At 63.0% G+C, this 23,649-nt stretch carries 16 protein-coding genes; 5 read left to right on the top strand and 11 right to left on the bottom strand.

Features of this window, described 5'->3' with window-relative positions; translation table 11 throughout:
* The first annotated feature begins 60 nt into the window (after nt 1-60).
* Nucleotides 61-1,764 carry a diguanylate cyclase gene (locus tag DM813_RS20025; protein ID WP_128325098.1) on the top strand — a complete coding sequence of 568 codons (1,704 nt, stop codon included), beginning with the start codon at nt 61-63 and terminating at the stop codon, nt 1,762-1,764.
* 5 nt (nt 1,765-1,769) lie between these two features.
* On the opposite strand, the gene DM813_RS20020 is transcribed toward DM813_RS20025, so the two are convergent.
* The 7 genes from DM813_RS20020 to DM813_RS19990 all read right to left on the bottom strand — a co-directional run bounded on the left by DM813_RS20020 (nt 1,770) and on the right by DM813_RS19990 (nt 9,904).
* A complete protein-coding gene (locus tag DM813_RS20020; protein ID WP_128325097.1) occupies nt 1,770-2,465 on the bottom strand; it encodes a TraX family protein in 696 nt (231 codons plus the stop codon).
* Nucleotides 2,466-2,621: 156 nt separating this feature from the next.
* A complete protein-coding gene (locus tag DM813_RS20015) occupies nt 2,622-2,951 on the bottom strand; it encodes a DUF3325 domain-containing protein (protein ID WP_206617410.1) in 330 nt (109 codons plus the stop codon).
* Between the two features lies 1 nt (nt 2,952).
* A complete protein-coding gene (locus tag DM813_RS20010; protein WP_128325096.1) occupies nt 2,953-4,485 on the bottom strand; it encodes a PepSY-associated TM helix domain-containing protein in 1,533 nt (510 codons plus the stop codon).
* Nucleotide 4,486: 1 nt separating this feature from the next.
* Nucleotides 4,487-4,771, bottom strand: coding sequence for an iron transporter (locus tag DM813_RS20005; protein WP_128325095.1), 285 nt, complete (start codon nt 4,769-4,771; stop codon nt 4,487-4,489).
* Between the two features lie 110 nt (nt 4,772-4,881).
* A complete protein-coding gene (locus DM813_RS20000; RefSeq protein ID WP_128325094.1) occupies nt 4,882-7,089 on the bottom strand; it encodes a TonB-dependent siderophore receptor in 2,208 nt (735 codons plus the stop codon).
* A gap of 253 nt (nt 7,090-7,342) precedes the next feature.
* The gene (locus DM813_RS19995) at nt 7,343-8,572 is read right to left on the bottom strand and encodes a Zn-dependent hydrolase (protein WP_128325093.1); all 1,230 of its coding nucleotides are present in this window, start codon (nt 8,570-8,572) and stop codon (nt 7,343-7,345) included.
* A 27-nt stretch (nt 8,573-8,599) separates the two neighbouring features.
* A complete protein-coding gene (locus DM813_RS19990) occupies nt 8,600-9,904 on the bottom strand; it encodes an MFS transporter (RefSeq protein WP_128325092.1) in 1,305 nt (434 codons plus the stop codon).
* A gap of 165 nt (nt 9,905-10,069) precedes the next feature.
* Here DM813_RS19990 and DM813_RS19985 point away from each other — a divergent pair, with 165 nt between their 5' ends.
* Nucleotides 10,070-10,987 carry a LysR family transcriptional regulator gene (locus tag DM813_RS19985; protein WP_128325091.1) on the top strand — a complete coding sequence of 306 codons (918 nt, stop codon included), beginning with the start codon at nt 10,070-10,072 and terminating at the stop codon, nt 10,985-10,987.
* 42 nt (nt 10,988-11,029) lie between these two features.
* On the opposite strand, the gene glgB is transcribed toward DM813_RS19985, so the two are convergent.
* From glgB to DM813_RS19970, 3 genes are all read right to left on the bottom strand, one after another.
* Nucleotides 11,030-13,240 carry a 1,4-alpha-glucan branching protein GlgB gene (gene glgB / locus DM813_RS19980; RefSeq protein ID WP_128325090.1) on the bottom strand — a complete coding sequence of 737 codons (2,211 nt, stop codon included), beginning with the start codon at nt 13,238-13,240 and terminating at the stop codon, nt 11,030-11,032.
* Nucleotides 13,241-16,546, bottom strand: a complete 3,306-nt coding sequence (treS, locus tag DM813_RS19975) for a maltose alpha-D-glucosyltransferase (protein ID WP_128325089.1) — start codon at nt 16,544-16,546, stop codon at nt 13,241-13,243. It lies immediately after the preceding gene.
* Between the two features lie 63 nt (nt 16,547-16,609).
* The gene (locus DM813_RS19970; RefSeq protein ID WP_128325088.1) at nt 16,610-18,634 is read right to left on the bottom strand and encodes an alpha-1,4-glucan--maltose-1-phosphate maltosyltransferase; all 2,025 of its coding nucleotides are present in this window, start codon (nt 18,632-18,634) and stop codon (nt 16,610-16,612) included.
* Between the two features lie 141 nt (nt 18,635-18,775).
* On the opposite strand from DM813_RS19970, the gene DM813_RS28490 reads away from it, so the two are divergent.
* Complete coding sequence (locus DM813_RS28490) at nt 18,776-18,937, top strand: hypothetical protein (RefSeq protein WP_164897269.1); 162 nt, start codon at nt 18,776-18,778, stop codon at nt 18,935-18,937.
* Nucleotides 18,938-19,006: 69 nt separating this feature from the next.
* On the opposite strand, the gene DM813_RS19965 is transcribed toward DM813_RS28490, so the two are convergent.
* Nucleotides 19,007-20,680, bottom strand: coding sequence for an AMP-binding protein (locus DM813_RS19965; RefSeq protein ID WP_128325087.1), 1,674 nt, complete (start codon nt 20,678-20,680; stop codon nt 19,007-19,009).
* 180 nt (nt 20,681-20,860) lie between these two features.
* Between DM813_RS19965 and DM813_RS19960 the strand changes: the two genes are divergently transcribed.
* A complete protein-coding gene (locus tag DM813_RS19960) occupies nt 20,861-22,024 on the top strand; it encodes an isovaleryl-CoA dehydrogenase (protein ID WP_128325086.1) in 1,164 nt (387 codons plus the stop codon).
* Nucleotides 22,025-22,041: 17 nt separating this feature from the next.
* Entirely contained in the window at nt 22,042-23,649 is a 1,608-nt protein-coding gene (locus DM813_RS19955; RefSeq protein ID WP_128325085.1) for a carboxyl transferase domain-containing protein, read from the top strand.

Raw genomic sequence — 23,649 nt, 5'->3', positions numbered from 1 at the left:
CAAAAACGCCCCTGCCAGCAGCATCTATAATCACGGCTTCCTTACCCGTGGAAAGCCCTGATGACGCGACAGTCGCCGACCTTCCGACGATTTCTGCCCCGAGCCTGCACACACCCTCGACGTACCGTCATCCTGTGCTTTCTCATTGCCTTCATCATCACCCTGGTGCTCGCCGGCCATCAGTACTACCAGCTTCAGCAGCGCGAACTGCAAGACCGCCAGCACCAGTTGCACGTGCAGGCGCTGGCCATCGAAGCCGTCATCAGCGGTGGTAAAAGCCAGCTTAAGTTCTTGCGCCATATTGCCGAGCGGCAGCTGATCGAAGCACACACCCAACCCGACCTGCGTCATAACCAGGCCATCGATGCAGCCATGGCCAATGCCCGCCAGCCCGTCTGGGGCATGCCGGTACCCAGGTCCGATGCACCGGTACGGGCGATCAGCGATGCCCAGGTAGCGAACATTCCGGGGCTGGGCCGCGAGCCGGAGCAACTGGCCGAAGACCTCCACCTCTCTCGCGCCATCAGCCAGCTGTTCCCTGCGCAGTTCCAGGGCGAGACCCAACTGACACGCATCCTGTACCTGAGCACTTCGGGGGTCGTCATCGCCTACCCGCCGCTGCGCGACACGCAGCTGGAGCCGGTGCTGCGCAAATTCTCCAGCACCCCGTTGATGCACACCAGCCGTGCCAACAACGAAGGCCTGGACATCACCTTCTACCCCCTGCCGGGCACCGAGCTGGGGACCATGCCGCACCTGCTGCTGAGTACTCCGGTGTACCTGAATGCGGTGATGCGCGGGGCACTGATCTACGACGTGCCGCAAGTCAGGTTGCAAAACTACCTCTATCAAACCACCCAGGCCGATGAGCACACCGCGCTCATCGACGACGATGGCAACCTGGTCGCCAGCAGCGACCCGGCGCTGAAACCGGTCAAGGGCAACTGGCTGAACAGCTTGCCAGTCTCAGGTACCCGCGTTTCCATACCGATGCTGTTCCAGCGTGACGCCGGCACCCTCGACCTGGGTGATGGCTACCTGCAATATCGCGAGTTGCAAGGGATCGACCTGATGCTTGCCAGCTACATCAGCAGCAGCGATTTGCGTGCAGCGGCCAACGCGCAGATGAGCGCCTTGTTCCTTGGCACCTGGGCGCTGCTGGCATTGCTGATGGTGCTGACCCTGTACATCGTCGACCGCCTGTTCAAGGGCCAGTTGCGCCTGAATCGCCAATTGCGCGAACTGGGGCTGGTCGACGGCCTGACCCAGCTGGCCAACCGCCGACGCCTGCAGTCGGACTTTGGCGGGCTGCTCAAACGCCTGCAGCCGGAGCAGCCCGTAGCCTTGTGGATGCTCGACATCGATCGCTTCAAGCGTATCAACGACACCTGGGGCCACAGCGCCGGTGATGAGGTGATCAAGCACCTGGCGACGCTGCTGCGCGCCCTGGTACGGCCGCAGGATCTGGTGGTGCGTTATGGCGGTGAGGAGTTCTGTGTGCTGATGCCCGACACCACACTTGAAGACGCAACGCAGATCGCCGAGCACCTGCGCACGGCCACCGAGCAATCGGTGTGCGTGCCCGACGCGGGCACCCTGCTGGCCGGGGCGCCATCGCTGGACATTCGCCTGACCGTATCGATTGGTGTCGCCGAGTTACGTGTCGATGGCTGCGAGGGCCTTGAAGAGCTCGTCGCCACCGCGGACCGGCGGCTGTATGCGGGCAAGCAAGGTGGCCGGAACCGGGTGGTCAATCACGACTGAGCGGCCTACCGCGCCAGCAAGCGGATCACCACCAGGTGCAGCGGGTAGAACCAGTACCCCCACCGCCCTACCCGCCAGACAGGCAGGCGGTACTGCCTGTGCAGCACCCACAGCCCAAGCGGCGCCGACAACAGCGCAGCGCACAGCGCCATCAAGGTAATCGGCTCGGCCGGATTGAGCTGCAGCCAGCGATTAGTCAGGTTTGCTGCGACGGCGATGAATCCCGGCACCAGCCAGGTGCCTGCGCCACCGCGTAGCGCCAGCAGAAACGCCGACGGCAACACCACCCCGGGCCAGCCATACATCAGTACGTCGCTGACCAGCAGCGACACCAGCAGTACGCTCAACAGGCTCCAGCGGTGGTGATGTACCCCCCACGCCAGCAGCAACCCGAGGGTCAGCGTGGGCATGATACTGAACGTCCCGGTGCCGACATCCAGGGCGTGGTAGGGCCACTCGGACAGCACCGAGAAGGCCAGCATCCAGCCCAGGTAACGGCCATTGGCTCGGGTGAACAGCTGACCCTGCACCGAGCGTGCAACATTGGCCGCAATGCCCAGGCAGAACAGCGGAAACGCCAGGCGGCCGATGACGAACAGCCACTCGGCTGCCGGCCAGATAAACCGCAGATGGTCGATCACCATGCTGAGCATGGCCAGCCACTTGACCAGATCGAGGCCTGGCGAACGCGAGGGACTCATGGGCGTCCTTGTGAAAAAGTGAAAACCGACTCACAGACTAAACGAAGATCGCGAGCGCTACGCATTCAACGCGTAGGAGCCAGGCTTGCCGGCGAAGCGGACGCCGCGGTATGTCAGTATCACCGCGTCATCGTTGTTCGCGGGCAAGCCTCGCTCCTACAGGCCCAGCCAGCCCCATAGCCCCCAGCACGGCAACGCTGCCACTACCAGCACCGCCGAACGGGGCGCGTAAGGCAGCCCCATCACCAGTACCACAGCGGCCAGCGACAGCGCCCCGAACCATCCCACCGGCCCCATGGCCCATCCCCAGGCCGCCACACACGACAACAAGCTTGCGGCCAGGGCTGTCCAGCCGGAGCACCTCAACACCCGCAACAACCACAACGGCCCAGGCCTGCCCCAGACCTGCTTGTAGTGCCGCTCCAACCCCAGGCACAAGCCAAGCATCCCGCCATAGGCGAACAACACCGCGCCGATAATCATCATGTCATTCACTCTCCAGCACCGCGGCACGCGACTTTTCCGCACGGGCTTGCACCTGTGGCCGGCTGCTGCGCCAGGCGGCAAAGGCCAGAGCCAACCCCAGCATCAGGCTGGTCGTTTCCAGCGCCTGGCGTGAGGCATCCAGCGGCAACACCGCCGTCAGTGGCCCAAGCAACGGCAGCGCCATGCACAACAGTGCCGTCGCGCCCAGCTGTTCACTCCAGGCTCGCCGCGCCGGACGCAACGCCGCATGCAGCGCACTCAGCAACCATACGCCAAAGAACGCGCGCAGCTCCCAGCCGCCGCGCTGGGCCAGCTCCGCCGGCAACAGCCGGTTGGCCCAGAACAAGCCGACACAGGCCAGCAGCAACCCGGCAACAAAGGCAACGTTCAATACCTCAGCCAACCGGTACCAGCGCGCGGCTGAACTCGACATACCCGCGTACTTGCGCTGGCGCTTGACGCAGAACAGTACCAGGCCGCTGGCGATCATGGCGCTGCTGACCAGCGCACAAATGAAGTACAGCCAGCGCATCGGGTAACCACCAAACTGGGCAAAGTGCAAACCGACCATCACCCGCTGTGTCAGGACGCTGGCGGGCATTTCGGGGACATCACGCAGCAGCGCCCCGCTGACACCATCGAAGACCATCGCCTGGCCTTTGCTCAAGGCAATCCGGTTGCCCAGCTCCGGGCGGATCTCGACCCGCGCCGCCGCCGTACCGGGATGCTGAATGCTCAATCCGCCGAGGCTGCCCAGACGCTGCTCGGCCTGTATCAGCAGTGGCTGCAGGTCCGTCAGCACTGCAGGCTGTTTGAGTGCATTGCGAGGTTGCTCGATACGCGCACCGCCCTGCTGCGCCTTGAAGTAGGCCTGGTTGTTGCCGGCAAACAGGGTGTCCACGGCTGCAGGCACGTAGATGAGCATGAAGATCACCAGCCCGGTATAGGTGATCATCAAATGAAACGGCAACAACAGCACGGCACTGGCGTTGTGAAAATCCAGCCAGGAACGCTGGCCCTTGTTCGGCCTGAAGGTGAAGAACTCCTTGAAGATCTTCTTGTGAATGACCACACCGCTGACCAGCGCGACCAGCATCATCAGCCCCAACGCGCCCACGGTGAAGATGCCCCACAGGCGTGGCAGGTTCAGGGTGAAATGAAAGCGAAAGAAAAAAGTGCCGCCGACACTGTCGCGCACTGCTATGGGTTCACCGGTCGCCGGATCAAGCTGCACGCCACCGCCGCGCCGCCGCTCGCCGGCGGACACCTGCATGCCCGGGTTACGCTCGGTAGGCAGGCTGATGTTCCAGCTGCTGGCGTCGGCATGGTGACTCTGCAGGTAGCCCAAGGCACGCTGGGTGGCTTCGAACGGGGTCAGTTGCACACGCGGGATTTCCGGCCGCATCCAGTGATCGATTTCCTTATCGAATACCGCCAAAGTGCCGGTGGCGAAAATCGCAAACAGCAACCAGCCGACAATCAGCCCAGCCCAGGTGTGCAGCCATGCCATCGATTGAGTGAAGGTCTTTTTCATCTCAACTGCTCCACAGCTGCGGCCAGAAGGCGACCAGCGCCAGCGGGCCCGAGACACCGACCAAAGCCCACGCCCGGCGCTCGCTGCGACAGGCGAAGGCCCAGAGCACGGCCAGGGTGTAGAACACAAACGCGGGCAAGGTGGCGACGATTACCGCGTCCGTCGCTGCCATCGGCAGCACGCGGGCAAGCAAGGCGGTGATCGCATAGGTAAAGGCATAACCGCCCAGCAACCCCGCCGCGCAACGCGAAACAATGGTCACCCAGGCGGGTCGGGTCTTGCTCATCAGGGAGTCCTCCGCTAGCGGCATGTCACATCACGGTAAAGCGCCACAAGGCTGCCGTGAACGGTCGATGCGCAACCGGTCAACAGCAGCCTTGCGATGCCTGGTTGGCGTCAGAACGAAATGTTCAACGCCGCAAAGAGCGCCCGGCCCGGCTGGTTGTAAGTATTGGCGCCGGAGCTGCTGGCGTTGCCGCCGCGGTAGATTTGCTTGTCGAACACGTTGTTCACCCCTACGCGCACGTCGTAGTTCTTGTTGAAGGTGTAGCCGGTGCTGACATCGACCAGGCCGTAGGCCTCGACATCCTGCTGGGCCGCTTCGTCGTAGTTCTCGAGGGTGCGGTAGTTGTAGGTCGGCGACTCTTGCTTGCCGTAATAGGTGCCGGCCACCTGGAACGACAGCTTCTCGGTTGCGCGCCAGTCCAGGGTGCTGTTGACCGTGTACTTGGGTACCACGCTCAGCGGCTCGCCGGTGTCGCGGTTGTCGTTTTCCAGCATCAGGGTGAAGTTGGTGTTCCAGTCCAGCGACGGCGTCAGCTCGACAAACAGGTTGCCCTCAACACCTTCGACCAGGGCCTTGCCGGCGTTTTCCCACTGGGTCACGCGGCGACCGCCGTTGACGTCATACATGACATCGGTGCCACCGATGATCTTGTTCTTGTAGTCATTACGGAAGTAGGTAGCGCTGGTACGCCAGGTGCCACGGTCATACAGCAGACCGATTTCCTTGTTGACGCTGGTTTCCGGGTCGAGGTCGGCATTGCCCTGCAGGTAGCACCCCCCGTTGTTGGTCTGGGCGCTGCTGCAGCCATTGCCGCGACTGTAGAGCAGGTAGTTGGGGTTGGACTGGTACAGGTTCGGCGTTTTGTAGGCGCGCGCAATACCGCCCTTGAGGGTCAGGTCGTCGGTGAGTTTATGGGCCACGTTCAGGCTCGGGCTGAGGTTGTCGCCGAATTCTTCGTGGTGGTCCAGGCGCAGGCCGGGGGTGATGGTGGTGTCGCCGATGACGATGTTGTCTTCGCTGAACAGGGCAAAGCTTTTCGCCGTCATCTTGGTTTCACTGCGGTCAAAACCACTGATCTGGTCACCGTTGCCGCCGGACGGGTCAAAGCTCTGTGGCCGGAACGAACCCTGATCGTTGAGGCTCTCGTACAGGTACTCGCCGCCCAGGGTCAGCACATGCTCGGTGCTGCCCAGGCTCATCGGCAGGTTGACCTCGCTGGACAGGCGCGTGTTGCGCAAGCGCGACACGTCGGCACCACTGCCGTTGATGGCGCCTTCCGGGCCGCCGGCCAGGCCTTCGTTCATGCGCCAGTTGCGCACGTATTCGTAAGTCAGCGACGACTTGCTGGTGCCCCAGTCGAAGTCGCCCAGGTGGGTGATGTCGTAGGTACTGCGCTGCATGACATTGGTTTCATGGCCGTACAGGCTGTTGATCAGTTCGATGTCGCCGCCACCGTTGCTGTTCATGGTGTCGCCGGCATAGATGTTGCCCTGGCGGCTGTAGCCGCTGCTCAGTTCCAGGCGGTGGGCATCATTGAGCTGCCAGCTGAGCAGACCGTTGATGTCCTTGTTGCGCACCCCTTCGCGCCCTGCTGCCAGTGCACTGTTGGCGTGGTCGGCGTTGATGTCGGCATCGTCGGCGTCGGTCTTGGCCAGGCCGCCGTATACGCGAAACGCCAAGGCGTCAGTCAGGCCGCCGCTGAGGTTGAAGTTGGTGCGCTTGCTGGCGCCTTCGGCCTTGTCTTCGGGCAGCAGGGTGTACAGGCTGACGTTACCTTTGAGTTCCTGGGTCGGGCGTTTGGTGATGATGTTGACCACCCCGCCCATGGCACCGGAGCCGTAACGCGCCGCCGCCGGGCCGCGCAGGATTTCAATGCGCTCCACGGCTTCGGCCGGCACCCAGTTGGTCTCGCCACGGGTGTCGCGGTCGCCGTTCCAGCCATAGCGCACGGCGTTACGGGCGCTGGACGGTTTGCCGTCGATCAGGATCAGGGTGTTTTCCGGGCCCATGCCGCGCAGGTCGATCTGCCGGTTGTTGCCACGGGCGCCGCTGGCGCTGTTGCCGGACAGGTTGACCCCCGGCTCGCGGCGGATGATATCCGACAAGTCGTTGGCGGGCGGGTGACGCTTGATGTCTTCAGCGGTGATGATCGACGAACCCAGTGCCTGCTTGGCTTCCTCCTCGGCGGTGACCATGGTGTTCTCGATCACCATGGCGCTGCTCGCTTCCTCAGCCTGCGCCGACTGGGCCATCAGTGCGGGTGATGACAGCGCGACAAAGGCCAGGGTCAAACGGTGAGGGGCATTTCTGGGCTGCATGTGACGTCTCCGGACACTTCAAGAACGACCGGGCAAATGCTGGCCTGAAGCGCCGCAGACCTGCGCCCGTTGCTACCGGCAAAAAATGCTTAGGTAGCTACTGAGGGCGCCAAATATAATGATTTACAAATGAGATTAAATATTATTTACGAAACTTACGTTTTGCTTTAGCCCGTTCTAGACGTGTTGCGGCCGTATCTAAGGCTCATGCCCTTACAGAAGAGAAGCCTTCAGAAAGGGCATGAACATCTCTTTAGCCGACCCGACCGGCTCGAGCCAGCACCGCGTTGAGCAGCACATCGGCGCCTTGACGCACGTCGTCAGGCAGTACGTCCTCAGCCTCGTTATGGCTCAGGCCACCGACACACGGAATGAAGATCATCGCGGTCGGGCAATAGCGCGCGAGCAGGATGGCATCATGGCCGGCGCCGCTGACGATGGCCTGCTGGGCATAGCCCAGGCCGTCCACCGCCGCCTGTACTGCGGCAACACACTCGGCATCGAACGGGGTCGCCGGGCTGACCCAATGGCGGCTGATGCTGACTTTCAAGCCGCGCTGGGCGGCGATGGCCTGCAGGCGTTTGGTGACCTGCTCTTCCATGTCGTTGATGGCACTGTCGAGGTGATGACGCAGGTCGACGGTAAACTGCAACAGCCCGGGAATGGTGTTGCGCGACGACTTGCTGATGCTCAGCTCGCCGACGGTAGTCAGGCCCTGGGGGGCAAAATCGCCGGCCAGCTGCTCAATCGCCTGAATCATCGGCGCCGCGCCGTAGAGGGCGTCTTTGCGCAGCGGCATCGGCGTGGTGCCCGCGTGGGCGGCCATGCCTTCGACCTGCACATCGAGCCAGCGAATGGCCTGGCCACCGCTGACCACACCAATGCTCTTGGCGTTGTCCTCAAGGATCGGGCCCTGCTCGATATGCGCCTCGAAATACGCATCCACCGCACCGCCCAGCGGGCGCTTGCCGGCGAATCCGGTCTGTTGCAAGGCGTCGGCGACACTAATGCCATCGGCATCACGCACCGCCAGTGCATCCTCAAGTTGCATGACGCCGGTGAACACCGCCGAGCCGAACATCGCCGGGGTAAACCGGGCGCCCTCTTCGTTGGTCCACACCGCGATTTCCAGCGGGTTGCGCGTCTGGATCTGCAGGTCGTTAAGACGGCGTACCACCTCAAGCCCGGCGAGCACGCCATACACGCCATCGAAACGCCCGCCTTCAGGCTGCGTATCGAGGTGGCTGCCCATCATCACCGGCGCGGCCTCCGGGTCGCTGCCGGGGCGACGGGCAAACAGGTTGCCGATGGGGTCAACGCTCAAGGTCATGCCCGCTTCGCGGCACCAGTGCGCGAACAGTTCACGCCCGGCTTTGTCTTCTGCGCTCAACGCCAGGCGGCAACTGCCGCCACGGGCGGTGGCACCGATTTCGGCCATGGCCATCAGGCTTGCCCACAGGCGTTCGCCGTTGGATTTCAACATCTCAGGTACTCCAGCAATCATCAGTAATCAGGCCATTTCCAGGCGATGGGCGGCGGCATGACGGCGCGCCAGGGCCAGTACGCACAGCAGGGAGATCGCGGCGATCACGCTGTAGAACAGCGCCATCGGCCACCACTGGCCAGCAAATTTGTGCGCAAGCCAGGTGCCTACCAGTGGCGTCAGCCCACCGGCGATCGCGCCACATACCTGGTAGGCCATGGAAATCGCGGTGTAGCGCACACGGGTTTCGAACATGCCGCTGACATAGCCGGCGATCACCGCGTAGAACGACGCCATACACACCACCGCCAGGGCGATGCCGACAATGATCAGCGGCGCCTGGCCCGAGCTGACCAGCACGAACATCGGGTACGGCGAGGCCATGGCCAGCAGCGAAACCAGGCAGAGGAAGCGCGTGGCACCGATCTTCTCCGCGATCCAGGCCGCCATCGGCTGGATGCAGAACTGCACGATCGCCACCACGAACAGGCACTCGAGGATCAACGAGCGCGGCAAGCCCAGTTGCTGCGTGCTGTAGGCGATCATGAAGGTGTTGGTGAAATACACCCCGGCAATGCCCAGGGTATTGGCGCCGATGCACAACAGCAGCGGCCGCCAGGCAGTGCGCAGCACCTCCATCACCGGTGCCTGCTCTTTGCGCTTGGCCTTGCCGGCCTCCTCGCGGCTGGCAAGAAACTCCGGCGACTCATTGACCCCGAGACGAATCGCCAGACCTACCAGCAACAGCAATGCGCTGGCCAGAAACGGCAGGCGCCAGCCCCAGCTCATCAGGTCTTCTTCAGGCAGGCGAGTCACCGCACTGAAGGCCAGCAGCGACAGGATCAGGCCCGCCGGGCTACCCAGCTGGGCAAAAGAGGCAAAGAAATTGCGCCGGCCCTTGGGCGCATGCTCACCGGCCATCAATACCGCACCACCCCACTCCCCGCCCACGGCAATGCCTTGAACGATGCGCAGGATAATCAACAGCACCGGCGCGCCGGCGCCGATCTGCGCGTAGGTCGGCAGCAAGCCGATGCACACAGTGACCACACCCATCATCAGCAAGGTGATCACCAGCGATTTTTTCCGGCCGATGCGGTCACCGATATGACCAAACACGATGCCGCCCAACGGACGGGCGAAAAAGCCCACGGCAAAGGTGCCGAACGCGGCCATGGTGCTGAACAGCGGGTCGTCGGAGGGGAAGAACAAGGCGCCAAACACCAGGGCGGCGGCGGTGGCGTATATGTAGAAGTCGTACCACTCGATCATGGTGCCGATAAAGGCGGCGGCCGCAGCCCGGCGTGGCTGGGGCGAAGCGGAAGGCTTCATGGGTCAGGCTCCTATGATTATTTTTCTGGCAGGAGAACGGTTGTCGAAGGCGCTCTACGGCGCCTGTGTAGAACCGATTTTTCGTCCCGGGGCTATGATTAGTCAATTTTCTATTTATTATTCGAACTATTAATCACAGTTATATTTATTGATCGAGGCCCCGTCATGTCCGAACGCCTGCTCAACGACCGTCTGGACTGGAACCTGCTGCGGACCTTCCGGGTGATTGGCCAGGAACTCAGTATCAGCCGCGCGGCGGCACGCCTGCACCTGACCCAACCAGCGGTCAGTCAGGCGCTCAAGCGCCTGGAAGAACAGCTCGGACGCCAACTGATCGCACGCCGCGGCCCGCGCTTTGCACTGACCGAAGTGGGCGAGCAGATTTTCCATCTCGCCGGGGAAATCTACGGGCAGATGTCCCAGGTCAGCAGCGTGCTGGACGAGCCGGTGGATGAAGTCATCGGCAAGGTGCGGATACTGATCATCAGCCGGGTGTCCTGCGATCGCTTCGACAGCTTTCTGGCCGGGTTTCACCGTCAGCACCCACGGGTGGATGTCGAAATCGACGTGATGCGCAGCACCGACATCGTCGCCGCCCTGCAGGAGAAAACCGCCACCCTCGGCCTGAGCCTGAACCGCCGCCCGCAACCGCGCCTGGAGCAACGCCTGTTCCTGCGCCAGCGCTATGGTTTTTTCTGTGGCAAGCACCATGCGTTGTTCGGCAAGCAGGACGTTGCCGAAGGTGACCTGCAACGGGAAAATTTTGTCAGCTTCGCCAGTGACCAGATCGGTGGAATGCTTTCGCCGCTGACGATTTTTCGCGACCAGCAGGGGTTTAGCGGGCGTATCGTCGCCTCTTCGCCAAGCCTGGAAGAAGTCCGCCGGCTAGTGGTTGCCGGCTTTGGCATTGGCTGCCTGCCCGCGCATGTCGTCGCGGCGGACGTCGAGGCCGGTTTGCTCTGGCCCCTGCCACCACGCGAAGGCATCGCCGATGTCGACATTCACCTGCTGTGGAACCGCGAGCAACGCATGAGCCGCGCCGAGGCGGTGTTTCTCGAGTCGTTGCAAGCCACGCTGGTGTAAGCCTCGCGCCGCAGCCTGCATACCGACCGCGGCGCGACGCCTTTACTGCGGCCGTAGAATCAACACGCCCAACGGCGGCAGGTTCAACCCCAGCGACAACGGCTGGCCGTGGCTGGGCAATGCCTTGCTGGTCACCGCCCCGAGGTTGCCGTAGTTGGACCCGGCATACCCCTCGGCATCGCTGTTGAGCACTTCCACCCAACGCTCGCCGAACGGCACGCCAATGCGATAGCCCTCCCGCGGTACGGGGGTGAAGTTGGCCACCACCAGCAACGGCTCACCGCTGGCACTCCAGCGTAGCCAGGCATAGACGCTGTTGTGTGCGTCATCGCCGATCAGCCACTGGAAGCCCTGGGGCACGCAGTCCTGCTGGTGCAGGGCGCGCTCGTCACGGTACAGCCGGTTGAGATCGCTGACCAGGCGTTGCACCCCCAGGTGCTCGGGGTATTTGAGCAGGTACCAGTCCAGCTCGCTGTCATGGTTCCACTCCCGCCACTGGCCGAATTCGCAGCCCATGAACAGCAGCTTCTTGCCCGGGTGGGTCCACATGAACGTGAGGTAGGCACGCAGGTTGGCAAACTTCTGCCAGCGGTCACCGGGCATCTTGTCGATCAGCGAGTGCTTGCCATGCACCACCTCGTCATGGGAAATCGGCAGGATGAAATGCTCGGTGTAGGCGTAGATCAGGCCAAAACTCATCTCGTTATGGTGGTAGGTGCGGTGGATAGGGTCGTTCTGGATGTAGTGCAGGGTGTCGTGCATCCAGCCCATGTTCCACTTGTAGGCAAAGCCCAGCCCGCCTTGCTGGGTGGGCTGGCTGACTCCAGGCCAGGCCGTGGACTCTTCGGCGATCACCAGCACGCCGGGCGTTTCAAGCGCAACGACGTCGTTGAGGTGACGGAGAAAGTCGATGGCTTCAAGGTTTTCCCGCCCGCCATGGCGGTTCGGTACCCACTCCCCGGCCTTGCGCGAGTAGTCGCGGTAGAGCATCGACGCCACCGCATCGACCCGTAAGCCGTCGATATGAAAATGCTTCAGCCAGTGCAGCGCCGAAGCCAGCATGAAGCCGTGCACTTCGTTGCGGCCCAGGTTGTAGATCAGGGTGTCCCAATCCTGGTGAAAGCCTTCCAGCGGGTTTTCGTATTCGTACAGCGCGGTGCCGTCGAAACGTGCCAGGCCATGGCTGTCGGTAGGAAAATGCGCAGGCACCCAATCGAGGATCACGCCGATCGAGGCCTGGTGGCAGGCATCGATGAACGCCGCAAAATCTTCCGCCGAACCATAGCGGGCCGTGGGCGCGAACATTGACAGGGGCTGGTAGCCCCAGGAGCCACCAAAGGGGTGCTCCATGATCGGCATCAGCTCGATGTGGGTGAAGCCCATCTGCTGGATATAGGGCACCAGGCGGTCGGCCAGTTCCCGCCAGTTGTAAAAGCGCGTCACTTCCCCGGCATCGTCCAGCTCACATTGCCAGGAGCCGGCATGCAGTTCGTAGATCGACAGCGGTGCGTTTGTCGCCTGACGCTCTGCGCGCACCTGCATCCAGTGCTGGTCCTGCCAGTCATGGGCCAAGGGGCCGGCCACTTTCGAGGCGGTGCTGGGCGGCAGTTCGGTGGCACGGGCCAGGGGGTCGGCTTTGAGCGGCAGGATGCCCTCGCGCCCCAGTACTTCGTACTTGTACGCTTCGCCCGCTTTCAGGCGCGGCACGAACAGCTCCCACACGCCGGCACTGTGGCGCAGGCGCATGGGGTGGCGGCGACCGTCCCAGTTGTTGAAGTCACCCACCACCGACACCCGTCTGGCATTCGGTGCCCACACTGAAAAGCGCACACCGTCGACACCCGCGACCTGCACCGGCTGGGCGCCCATGCTCGACGACAGGTCACGGTGGTTGCCTTCGGCAAACAGGTACAGGTCCATGTCGCCCAGTTGCGGGCCAATGCTGTAAGGGTCTTCGGTGATTTGCTCACCACTGGCCCACTGAATGCGCAGCACATACGCCTGCTGCTCACTCAAGCGGCCAATGAACAGCCCCGGAGCTGCCTGCTGTTGCAGTTCGGCCAACGGTCGGTTGTCGTCTGCGGCCAGGGCCTGTACCGACAGCGCACCGGGCAGGAAGGCGCGGACAAACAGACCGCCGGCCCCGTCCGGGTGCGGACCGAGCACCGCGAACGGGTCTGCATGTTCCGCCCGCACCAGCGCGTCGATGTCTCGTTGATCCAGCCCGCCGTCCTCGCGCTTGCGTTGATTCATTCACATTTCTCCCCAGGTACTTGTCAGGCCATGGAGGCCATGCAAAGGCACGGCCAGCCAACTTGGGCGGTTCTCGGCTTCATACAGAATTTCGTAGGCAGCCTTTTCCAGGCTGAACAGTTCCAGTGCCGCACGCTCGCCGTCGGCATGTTCCCAGGCATGGGGCATGGCAGCGGTGGCCAGCCCGTAGGCCTCGACAAAGGCATGTCGGGCCTGGTGCAGATAACGCCTTGCGACTCGCTGACGGGCCTGGCGGGCACTGTCCGAGAGGTCGACACTGGAGGCACTGCGCAGCACCATGGCAGCAGCATAGTCGAAGGATCGCAATATGCCGCTTACGTCTTTATAGGGGCTGTGCCGGGCGCGACGCGCCTCAAGCGGGCGGGCCGGTTCACCCTCGAAGTCGATCAGGTAGGCATCGCCCTGCACCACCAGTACCTGGCCCAGGTGCAGGTCACCGTGCACACGCATGAGCAGGCCGCCCTGTACCTGTGCACTCAAGGCCTTGATGTGCTCCAGCAGTGCCTGCCGCTGGTGCAGCAGGTCATCGACCAACCGCTGGCTGTCGCTGTCCAGTTCGCCGCGGTGCGCATCGAGCAAGTCCAGCGCACACGTCAGTTGCTGAACGATCTGCTCGCTCCAGGCGACGCAATCGTGCGCGCTGCTGGTGCGTGACTGGAACGCAGGGTCTTTTGTCGGCGCGGCCAGCACCAGGTGCAGTTCACCCAGGCGCTGGCCCAGTAACGCCGCGAAGGCCGCCAGGTCGTGCAAGGCATCGGTGTGCCCATCTGCAGTGCCGGGCTCCAGCTCGTCGCGAATCGCCCGTTCAAGGTTGTTCTGGGTCCAGTCCCAGGCATCGCCCTGATTGTTCAGGTAACCCTGGGCGATCATCAGCAAATGCGGCTCGCCTTCGTCATCGACCCGGCTTACCCAGGCCAGCAAGGGCGAAATGTTGTTGAACCCGGCGGCGGTCAGGTAAGCACTCATTTCCAGCTCCGGATGCACCCCGGCATTGACCCGGCGGATCATCTTCAGCACCAGGCTGCCACCGACCACCACCGAACTGTTCGATTGCTCGGCCGAGAGGTATCGCACTGCGGCCTCTTCGCCCAGGTTCAGGTCAGCCAGTTGCGGCGTCGCGTTGAACTGCACCTCACCTTCGCTACACGGCAGGCGGCTGCCGTTCTGGCAGGCCAGCAGCACCGCGCGCACAAAGCTTTCCAGCACGAACGCATCGGTGATCAGGCCCACCTGCCGCCCCCGCCGCACCCGCGCCAAGGCCAGTTGCTGGGGCGGCGCGCTGTTGATCTGCTCTTCGGCGATCAGGCCGAACGGCAACAGATAGCGTGTGCTCTGGCCAGCGGCGCCAACCTCGATCTCACTGAACAGTACCGGGTTGGCGGCAGTGGTCAGGCGTACGCCGTAGGCAATCCGCACCTGCTCGATCACCGAGTCCTTGCTGGCAAACCAGCGCCGTTTGGGCAGGTATTGGGGCAGGATGCTGTCTTGCAGGGCATCGCGGGACGGCACATCGAGCAGCTCCTCCATGCGTTTTTTCAGCACCAGCGTGGTGAACTCCGGCAGGCTCTGCGCCGGTTCCACGTGCCAGCTGGGCATCTGGTCCTTGGGCGCCAGCAAGAACCAGTAGAACCCATACGGCGCCAGGGTCAGCAAGAACGGCAGTTGGCCGATGGGCGGAAAGGCACTGCCGCCAAGCATTTCTACGGGCACGCAGTCGGCGTACTGGGACAGGTCAAGCTCGGCAGCTTGCGCGGCACGGGAGACGTTGGCCACGCAGAGGATGGTCTCGCTGTTGCCGTTGCCGTCGCTGTACTCGCGCACGTAGGCCAGAATCCGCCGGTTGCTCGGCGACAGCATTTTCAATGTGCCCCGGCCGAAAGCCTTCTGCTGCTTGCGCACCGCCAACAGGCGCCTGTTCCAGTTCAGCAGCGAATGCGGGTCATGGGCCTGGGCTTCGACGTTCACGGCGGTATAGCCGTACAGCGGGTCCATGATCGGCGGCAGCACCAGGCGCGCCGGGTCGGCGCGGGAGAAGCCGCCGTTGCGGTCAATCGACCACTGCATGGGCGTGCGCACGCCATCGCGGTCGCCCAGGTAAATGTTGTCACCCATGCCGATCTCGTCGCCGTAATACAGGGTCGGCGTCCCCGGCATCGACAGGAGCATGCTGGTCAGCAGTTCAACCCGGCGCCGGTCGCGTTGCAGCAACGGCGCCAGGCGGCGGCGAATGCCGAGGTTGATGCGCGCCCGGCGGTCTTCGGCGTAGTAGTTCCACAAGTAGTCGCGCTCGCGGTCGGTGACCATTTCCAGGGTCAGCTCATCGTGGTTGCGCAGAAAGATCGCCCACTGGCAGTTGGCGGGAATGTCCGGGGTCTGGCGCAGGATGTCGGTGATCGGAAAGCGGTCTTCCTGGGCCACGGCCATGTACATGCGCGGCATCAGCGGAAAATGAAAGGCCATGTGACATTCGTCGCCCTGCCCTTCGCCAAAATACAGCTGGGTGTCTTCCGGCCACTGGTTGGCTTCGGCCAGGAGCATGCGGTCGGGGTAGTTGGCATCGATTTCGGCGCGGATCTGCTTGAGCACCTGATGGGTCTCGGGCAGGTTCTCGTTATGGGTGCCGTCACGCTCGATCAGGTACGGAATGGCATCCAGGCGCAGGCCGTCCACGCCCAGGTCGAGCCAGTAACGCATCACATCGATCACCGCCTTCATCACCTGCGGGTTGTCGAAGTTCAGGTCGGGCTGGTGCGAATAGAAGCGATGCCAGAAGTACTGACCGGCCACCGGGTCCCAGGTCCAGTTGGACTTCTCTGTGTCGAGAAAGATGATCCGCGTACCGTCGTACTTCTGATCGCTGTCGGACCACACGTAAAAATCCCGGGCCTTGCTGCCCCGCTTGGCATGACGCGCCTTCTGGAACCACGGGTGCTGGTCGGAAGTGTGGTTGATGACCAGTTCAGTAATCACCCGCAAGCCGCGCTGGTGCGCCTGGGCGATAAAGCGCTTCACATCGGCCAGGGTGCCATAGTCAGGATGAACGGCCTTGTACTCGGCAATATCGTAGCCGTCGTCACGCCGCGGCGAGGGGTAGAACGGCAGCAGCCACAGGGTGTTGACCCCCAACTCGGCGATGTAGTCGAGTTTGGCGATCAAGCCGGGAAAATCACCGATACCGTCATTGTTGGAGTCGAAAAAGGACTTGATGTGCACCTGGTAAATGATCGCGTCCTTGTACCAGAGCGGGTCGTCGATGAAGGCTGCCTGGCGGCTGCGCTTGGCCATGTGCATCTCCTTTGTGTGTCTGAGGTGGGGCTGCTGAGCAGCCCTCCAGCGGCTAGCCGGCGATCAGCGGGGCGTCGCGATACGCCAGATGCCAAACGGCAAGACTGACGGTTCGATTCGCATCCATTGCGTCTTGCCGTGCCATGTCCAGCGGTGGCCGGTCATCAGGTCTTCGCCGAGGGTGTCGGCCTGGTCATCCAGGCCCAGCTCCCACAACGGCAATTCGAAGTGCGCCTCCTGGGCGTTATGCGGGTCGAGGCTGATGGCGACGAGGATGAAGTTTTCGCCGTCGCTGCTGCGCTTGCCGAAATACAGGATGTTGTCATTCCAGGCGTTGTAGAAAGTCACGCCCAGGTGGGTCTGCAAGGCGGGGTTCTGCCGGCGGATGCGATTGAGCTGGGCGATCTCGGCAATGATGTTGCCCGGCTGGCTGAAGTCGCGCGGGCGGATTTCGTATTTCTCCGAGTCCAGGTATTCCTCTTTGCCTGGAATGGGCGTTGCCTCGCACAGTTCAAAGCCTGAATACATGCCCCACAACCCCGAGCCCATGGTCGCCAGCGCCGCGCGGATGAGAAAACCGGCGCGACCGGACTCATGCAGGAAAAACGGGTTGATGTCGGGTGTGTTGACGAAGAAGTTCGGCCGGTAGCAGTAGCGCCACGGCGGCTGGTTGAGTTCTTCGAAATAGCTTTGCAGCTCGGCCTTGGTGTTGCGCCAGGTGAAATAGGTGTAGCTCTGCGAATAACCGACCTTGCCCAGCCGCGCCATCATTGCCGGCTTGGTGAAGGCCTCGGCGAGGAAGATCACCTCCGGGTACTGGCTGCGCACATTGGCGATCAGCCATTGCCAGAACGGCAGCGGTTTGGTGTGCGGGTTATCAACCCGGAACATCTTCACCCCCTCTTCCACCCAGCCCACCACCACATCGCGCAAGGCCAGCCACAGCGACGGCACGGCCTCGGCAGCATAGAACTCGACGTTGACGATGTCCTGGTACTTTTTCGGCGGGTTCTGCGCGTAGCGAATGCTGCCGTCCGGGCGCCACGAGAACCACCCGGGGTGCTCCCTGAGCCAGGGGTGGTCCTGGGAACACTGGATGGCGAAGTCCAGGGCGATCTCCAGGCCATGCGCGGCGGCGGCGGCGACCAGGCGACGAAAATCCTCGCGGCTGCCCAGTTGCGGGTGAATCGCCTCGTGGCCACCGTCTTCGCTACCGATGGCGTACGGGCTGCCCGGGTCACCGGGCTCGGCCTGCAAGGCATTGTTGCGCCCTTTGCGGTAGCGTTTGCCGATGGGGTGGATAGGCGGGAAATAAAGCACGTCAAAGCCCATGTCACGGATCATCGGCAAGCGTTCCTGCACCGTGTCGAAGGTGCCGTGCCGAGTGGGATCGTCGGTGACCGAGCGGGGAAACAGCTCATACCAACTAGCGAACAGCGCCTGTTGGCGCTCGACGTCCAGCGGGTATTCCGGGCTGCGGCTCAGGTGGGCGCGGTGATCGGCCTCACGCATCAGCAACGCCGTGTCGGCGTCCAGCAACCGGGCCACCTGCTGCTCCGCCGGCAACGTCGGCAGCCGATTGCACACTGCCTGCAACTGTTCACGTAATGGCCCCTGGCTGCGCTCCACGCTCTGCTGAAGCAGCAGCAGCCCTTCTTTGAGCTCCAGTGTCACGTCCACGCCGGCGGAGACGTTCTTGAGCAAGTCGTGGCAATACGTGGCGAACGGGTCGACCCAGGCTTCGATACTGAACAGGTAGCGCCCCAGCTCCGACACCGTGAACGCGCCCTGCCACAGGTCATTGCCGGCAAAGGTCATCGGCTCGCAATGCCAGCGCCGGCTGTGCGCCTGGCGCCAGTTGAGCATGACCGCCAGGGTGTCGTGACCGTCGATGTATACCTTGCTGCTGACCTGAACGGTTTCACCGGCCACCGCCTTGACCGCAAACACCCCGCCATCGAGCAAGGGCTGGGTATCTTCGATCACGATCCGCGGCGCCAGCAAGGCCTGGGACAGGCTGATGGCCTGGTCGGGATGGTCGTTTGCCGGGGCTGTACGGTCAGTTTCGAAGGGCTCATCGCGGGTCATCGATCCTTGCTCCGTTACGGGGTGCAGTAAGGGTTCAGAGCGGGCGAGCAGCGTGGGGTTCAAAAAAAATGACTGATTGGCGTGGTGTGCGGTCGAAAAAAACTGAGCCCATTGATCCAGAACCCAGTGTGAGGTCAGGCCATGAACATTCCCATTCCGGCTGAAACACCCGATCCGAATATAGACGACCCGACCCTGCCACCTGCAGTGCCGGAGGAAGAGCCCGATGAAATGCCGGTCAAGCCGACCGTGCCACCCACCGTGGGGGACCCGCCGAGTGAGGAACCGGCGGTGAAAGCGTAGCCCCGGGTTCGCCGGTAAGCCTGGTTCCTACCGCAGGAGCCAGGCTTGCCGGCGAACAACTACAGTGGACTAACGCGCGGCGAGTTCCTCGATGCTGATCTCGCGCATCTTGAACTTCTGCACCTTGCCGGTCACCGTCATCGGGAACTCATCGACGAAGCGGAAGTGGCGCGGCGTCTTGAAGTGGGCAATGCGGTTCTTGCACCACTGTTGCAGTTCGATCTCGCTGGCACTGTGGCCGGGGTGAAACTTGATCCAGGCCACGATTTCCTCGCCATAGCGGCTGCACGGAATGCCGATCACCTGCACATCGGCCACCGCCGGGTGGGTGAAGAAGAACTCTTCCAGCTCCCGCGGATAGATGTTCTCGCCACCACGGATGATCATGTCCTTGTTGCGCCCGGTGATGCACACATAGCCCGCTTCATCCATGGTCGCCAGGTCGCCGCTGTGCATCCAGCCGGCCGGGTCGATGGCTTCACGGGTGGCTTCCGGGTTGCCCCAGTAGCCGAGCATTACGCTGTAGCCACGGGTACACAGTTCACCCAGCTGGCCACGCGGCACGATGCAGCCGTGCTCGTCGATGATCTTCGTCTCCAGCTGCGGCTGGGTGCGGCCGACCGTGGTCACCCGCAGTTCCAGCTCATCGTCGGGGCCGGTCTGCAGCGACACCGGGCTGGTTTCGGTCATCCCGTAGGCAATCTGCACTTCACTCATGTGCATGTGCTCGATCACCCGACGCATCACGTCGATCGGGCAGGTTGCCCCGGCCATGATGCCGGTGCGCAGGCTGGAGAGGTCAAAGGCGCTGCGCTGCGGCTGGTCGAGCATGGCAATGAACATCGTCGGCACCCCGTAAAGCACCGTGGCCCGTTCCTGCGCGACGGTGTCCAGGGTCAGCAACGGGTCGAAGGCATCGTTGGGGTAGATCATCGCACTGCCGTGGACCATGCAGCCCAGGTTGCCCATGACCATGCCGAAGCAGTGGTACAACGGCACCGGGATCACCATGCGATCCAGCTCGGTCAGGCCCAGGCTCTGGCCGACCATGTAGCCGTTGTTGAGGATGTTGTAGTGGCTGAGCGTGGCCCCCTTGGGAAAACCGGTGGTGCCGGAGGTGTACTGGATGTTGATCGGCTGGTCGAACTGCAGGCTGTGCTGGCGGGCCAGGTAGTCGCCCGGTTCGGTTTGCCCCGCCCACTGCCCCAGCGTGTCCCAGGGCAGAAAGCCCGGCGGTGGAGCGCTGTCAAGGCTGATCAACCCGCGCAGTTCCGGCAGGCGCTCGCAGTTGAACTGGCCGGGCACCTGCTGGCCGAGCTCAGGCAGCAGTTCGCCGAGCATGGCGTGGTAGTCGGAGGTCTTGAAGTTGCCGGCGCAAACCAGCCAGTGGCAACCGGACTGCTTGAGTACATACTCAAGTTCGCTGGTGCGGTAGGCCGGGTTGATGTTGACCAGGATCACGCCGATCTTGGCCGAGGCGAACTGAGCGATGGCCCACTGCGCGCAGTTGGGTGCCCAGATGCCCAGGCGGTCGCCGGTCTTGAGACCCAGGGCCATCAACGCCCGGGCGTGATGATCGACGCTGTCAGCCAGCTGCTGCCAGGTGTATCGCTGCTGCTGATGACGCACCACCAAGGCGTCACGCTGGGCAAAACGCGCGACGGTGTGGTCAAAGGCCTGGCCGATGGTGGTGGCCAGCAAGGGCTTGTCCTGACGCCCCTGGGTATAACTCGGTTGATTCATGGCGGTCCCTTGTTTGTGTTTGTTCTGGGAGCTGATTCAAGCGGTTCCTACTCTGGCGCATATTTACGTTAACGTAAAGGTCATGGTGCGATTGACAGTCATCGAACACAGGTTTACGTTAACGTAAAGGTGATGAAGCAATACCGACCCAAATCCAAGAACAATGTAGAAGGTGCCCGCATGCATTATCCAACCCTGAACTTTGCCCTCGGCGAGACCATCGATATGCTCCGCGACCAGGTGCAGTCCTTCGTCGCTACCGAGCTGGCACCCCGCGCCGCGCAGATCGACCAGGACAACCTGTTCCCCGCCGACATGTGGCGCAAATTCGGTGACATGGGCCTGCTGGGCATCACCGTCAGCGAGGAATACGGCGGTGCCGGCCTGGGCTACCTGGCGCACGTGGTGGCCATGGAAGAAATCAGCCGCGGCTCGGCGTCGGTCGCCCTCTCCTACGGCGCGCACTCCAACCTCTGCGTCAACCAGATCAACCGCAACGGCAACGCCGAACAGAAAGCCAAGTACCTGCCCAAGCTGATCAGCGGCGAGCACATCGGCGCCCTGGCCATGAGCGAACCCAACGCCGGCTCCGACGTCGTGTCGATGAAGCTGCGCGCCGAACAGCGCGGTGACCATTTTGTCCTCAACGGCAGCAAAACCTGGATCACCAACGGCCCCGACGCCAACACCTACGTGATCTACGCCAAGACCGACCTGGAAAAAGGCCCGCACGGCATCACCGCGTTCATCGTCGAACGTGACTGGAAAGGCTTCAGCCGCAGCAACAAGTTCGACAAACTGGGCATGCGCGGCTCCAACACCTGCGAACTGTTCTTCGACAACGTCGAAGTGCCGAAGGAAAACATCCTCGGCGTACTCAACGGCGGTGTGAAAGTACTGATGAGCGGCCTGGACTACGAGCGCGTGGTGCTCTCCGGCGGCCCGACCGGGATCATGCAGGCGTGCATGGACCTGGTGGTGCCTTATATCCACGACCGCAAGCAGTTCGGCCAGAGCATCGGTGAGTTCCAGCTGATCCAGGGCAAGATCGCCGACATGTACACCCAGCTCAACGCCAGCCGCGCCTACCTGTACGCCGTGGCCCAGGCCTGTGATCGCGCCGAAACTACCCGCAAGGACGCTGCCGGGGTGATCCTGTATACCGCCGAACGCGCGACCCAGATGGCCCTGGAAGCCATCCAGATCCTCGGCGGCAACGGTTACATCAACGAGTTCCCGGCCGGCCGCCTGCTGCGCGACGCCAAGCTCTACGAAATCGGCGCCGGCACCAGCGAAATCCGCCGGATGCTGATCGGGCGCGAACTGTTCAACGAAACCCGCTGAGCACAAGGACAACGCCCATGGCAACCCTGCATACCCAGATCAACCCGCGCTCGGCCGAGTTCGCCGGCAACAGCGCGGCCATGCTCGAACAGGTCCAGGCCCTGCGTACCTTGCTGGCCCAGGTCCAGCAAGGCGGCGGCCACAAGGCCCAGGAGCGGCATACCTCGCGGGGCAAACTGCTGCCGCGCGATCGCATCGACCGCCTGCTCGACCCCGGTTCACCCTTCCTTGAGATCGGCCAGCTGGCCGCCCATGCCGTCTATGGCGAAGACGTACCGGCTGCCGGTGTGATCGCCGGTATCGGCCGCGTCGAAGGTGTGGAGTGCATGATTGTGGCCAACGACGCCACGGTCAAAGGCGGCTCCTACTACCCGTTGACGGTGAAAAAGCACCTGCGCGCCCAGGCCATTGCCCTGCAAAACCGCCTGCCGTGCCTGTACCTGGTGGACTCCGGTGGCGCCAACCTGCCGCGTCAGGATGAGGTGTTTCCGGACCGCGAGCACTTCGGGCGGATCTTCTTCAACCAGGCCAACATGAGCGCGCTGGGCATTCCGCAGATTGCCGTGGTCATGGGCTCATGCACCGCCGGCGGTGCTTACGTGCCGGCCATGGCCGACGAGGCGATCATGGTACGTCAGCAAGCGACCATCTTCCTTGCCGGCCCGCCCCTGGTCAAAGCCGCCACCGGTGAAGTGGTCAGCGCCGAAGACCTCGGCGGTGCCGATGTGCACTGCAAAACCAGCGGCGTCGCCGACCACTATGCCGACAACGACGAGCACGCCCTGGCGATCGCCCGTCGCTGCGTGGCCAACCTCAACTGGCACAAACTCGGCACGCTGGCGCAAAAGGCCCCGATTGCACCGCTGTACGACGCCGAGGAGCTGTACGGCATCGTACCGGCCGACGCCAAGCAACCTTTCGATGTCCGTGAAGTGATCGCGCGCCTGGTCGACGGCTCGGTGTTCGACGAGTTCAAAGCCCTGTTCGGCACTACCCTGGTGTGTGGCTTTGCCCACCTGCACGGCTACCCGATCGCGATCCTGGCCAACAACGGCATCCTCTTCGCCGAAGCCGCGCAAAAAGGCGCGCACTTCATCGAACTGGCCTGCCAGCGCGGCATCCCGCTGCTGTTCCTGCAAAACATCACAGGCTTCATGGTCGGCCAGAAATACGAGGCCGGCGGTATCGCCAAGCACGGCGCCAAGCTGGTGACCGCAGTAGCCTGCGCTCAGGTGCCGAAGTTCACCGTGATCATCGGCGGCAGCTTCGGTGCCGGCAACTACGGCATGTGCGGCCGTGCCTACGACCCGCGCTTCCTGTGGATGTGGCCCAACGCGCGCATCGGCGTGATGGGCGCCGAACAGGCTGCCGGCGTGCTGGCCCAGGTCAAGCGCGAACAAAGCGAGCGTAGCGGTCACCCGTTCAGCGCCGAGGACGAAGCCCGGCTCAAGCAGCCGATCCTCGACCAGTACGAGCACCAGGGCCACCCCTACTACTCCAGCGCCCGCTTGTGGGACGACGGCGTCATTGATCCGGCGCAAACCCGCGACGTTCTCGGCCTGGCGCTGTCTGCCGCCCTCAACGCACCGATTGAACAGAGCCGTTTCGGCATTTTCCGGATGTGA

The sequence above is a fragment of the Pseudomonas alkylphenolica genome, assembly GCF_004025535.1.
Classification (GTDB): domain Bacteria; phylum Pseudomonadota; class Gammaproteobacteria; order Pseudomonadales; family Pseudomonadaceae; genus Aquipseudomonas; species Aquipseudomonas alkylphenolica_A.
The sequence above is the reverse complement of the archived record's forward strand: the minus strand, read 5'-3'. Positions and strand labels throughout refer to the sequence as shown.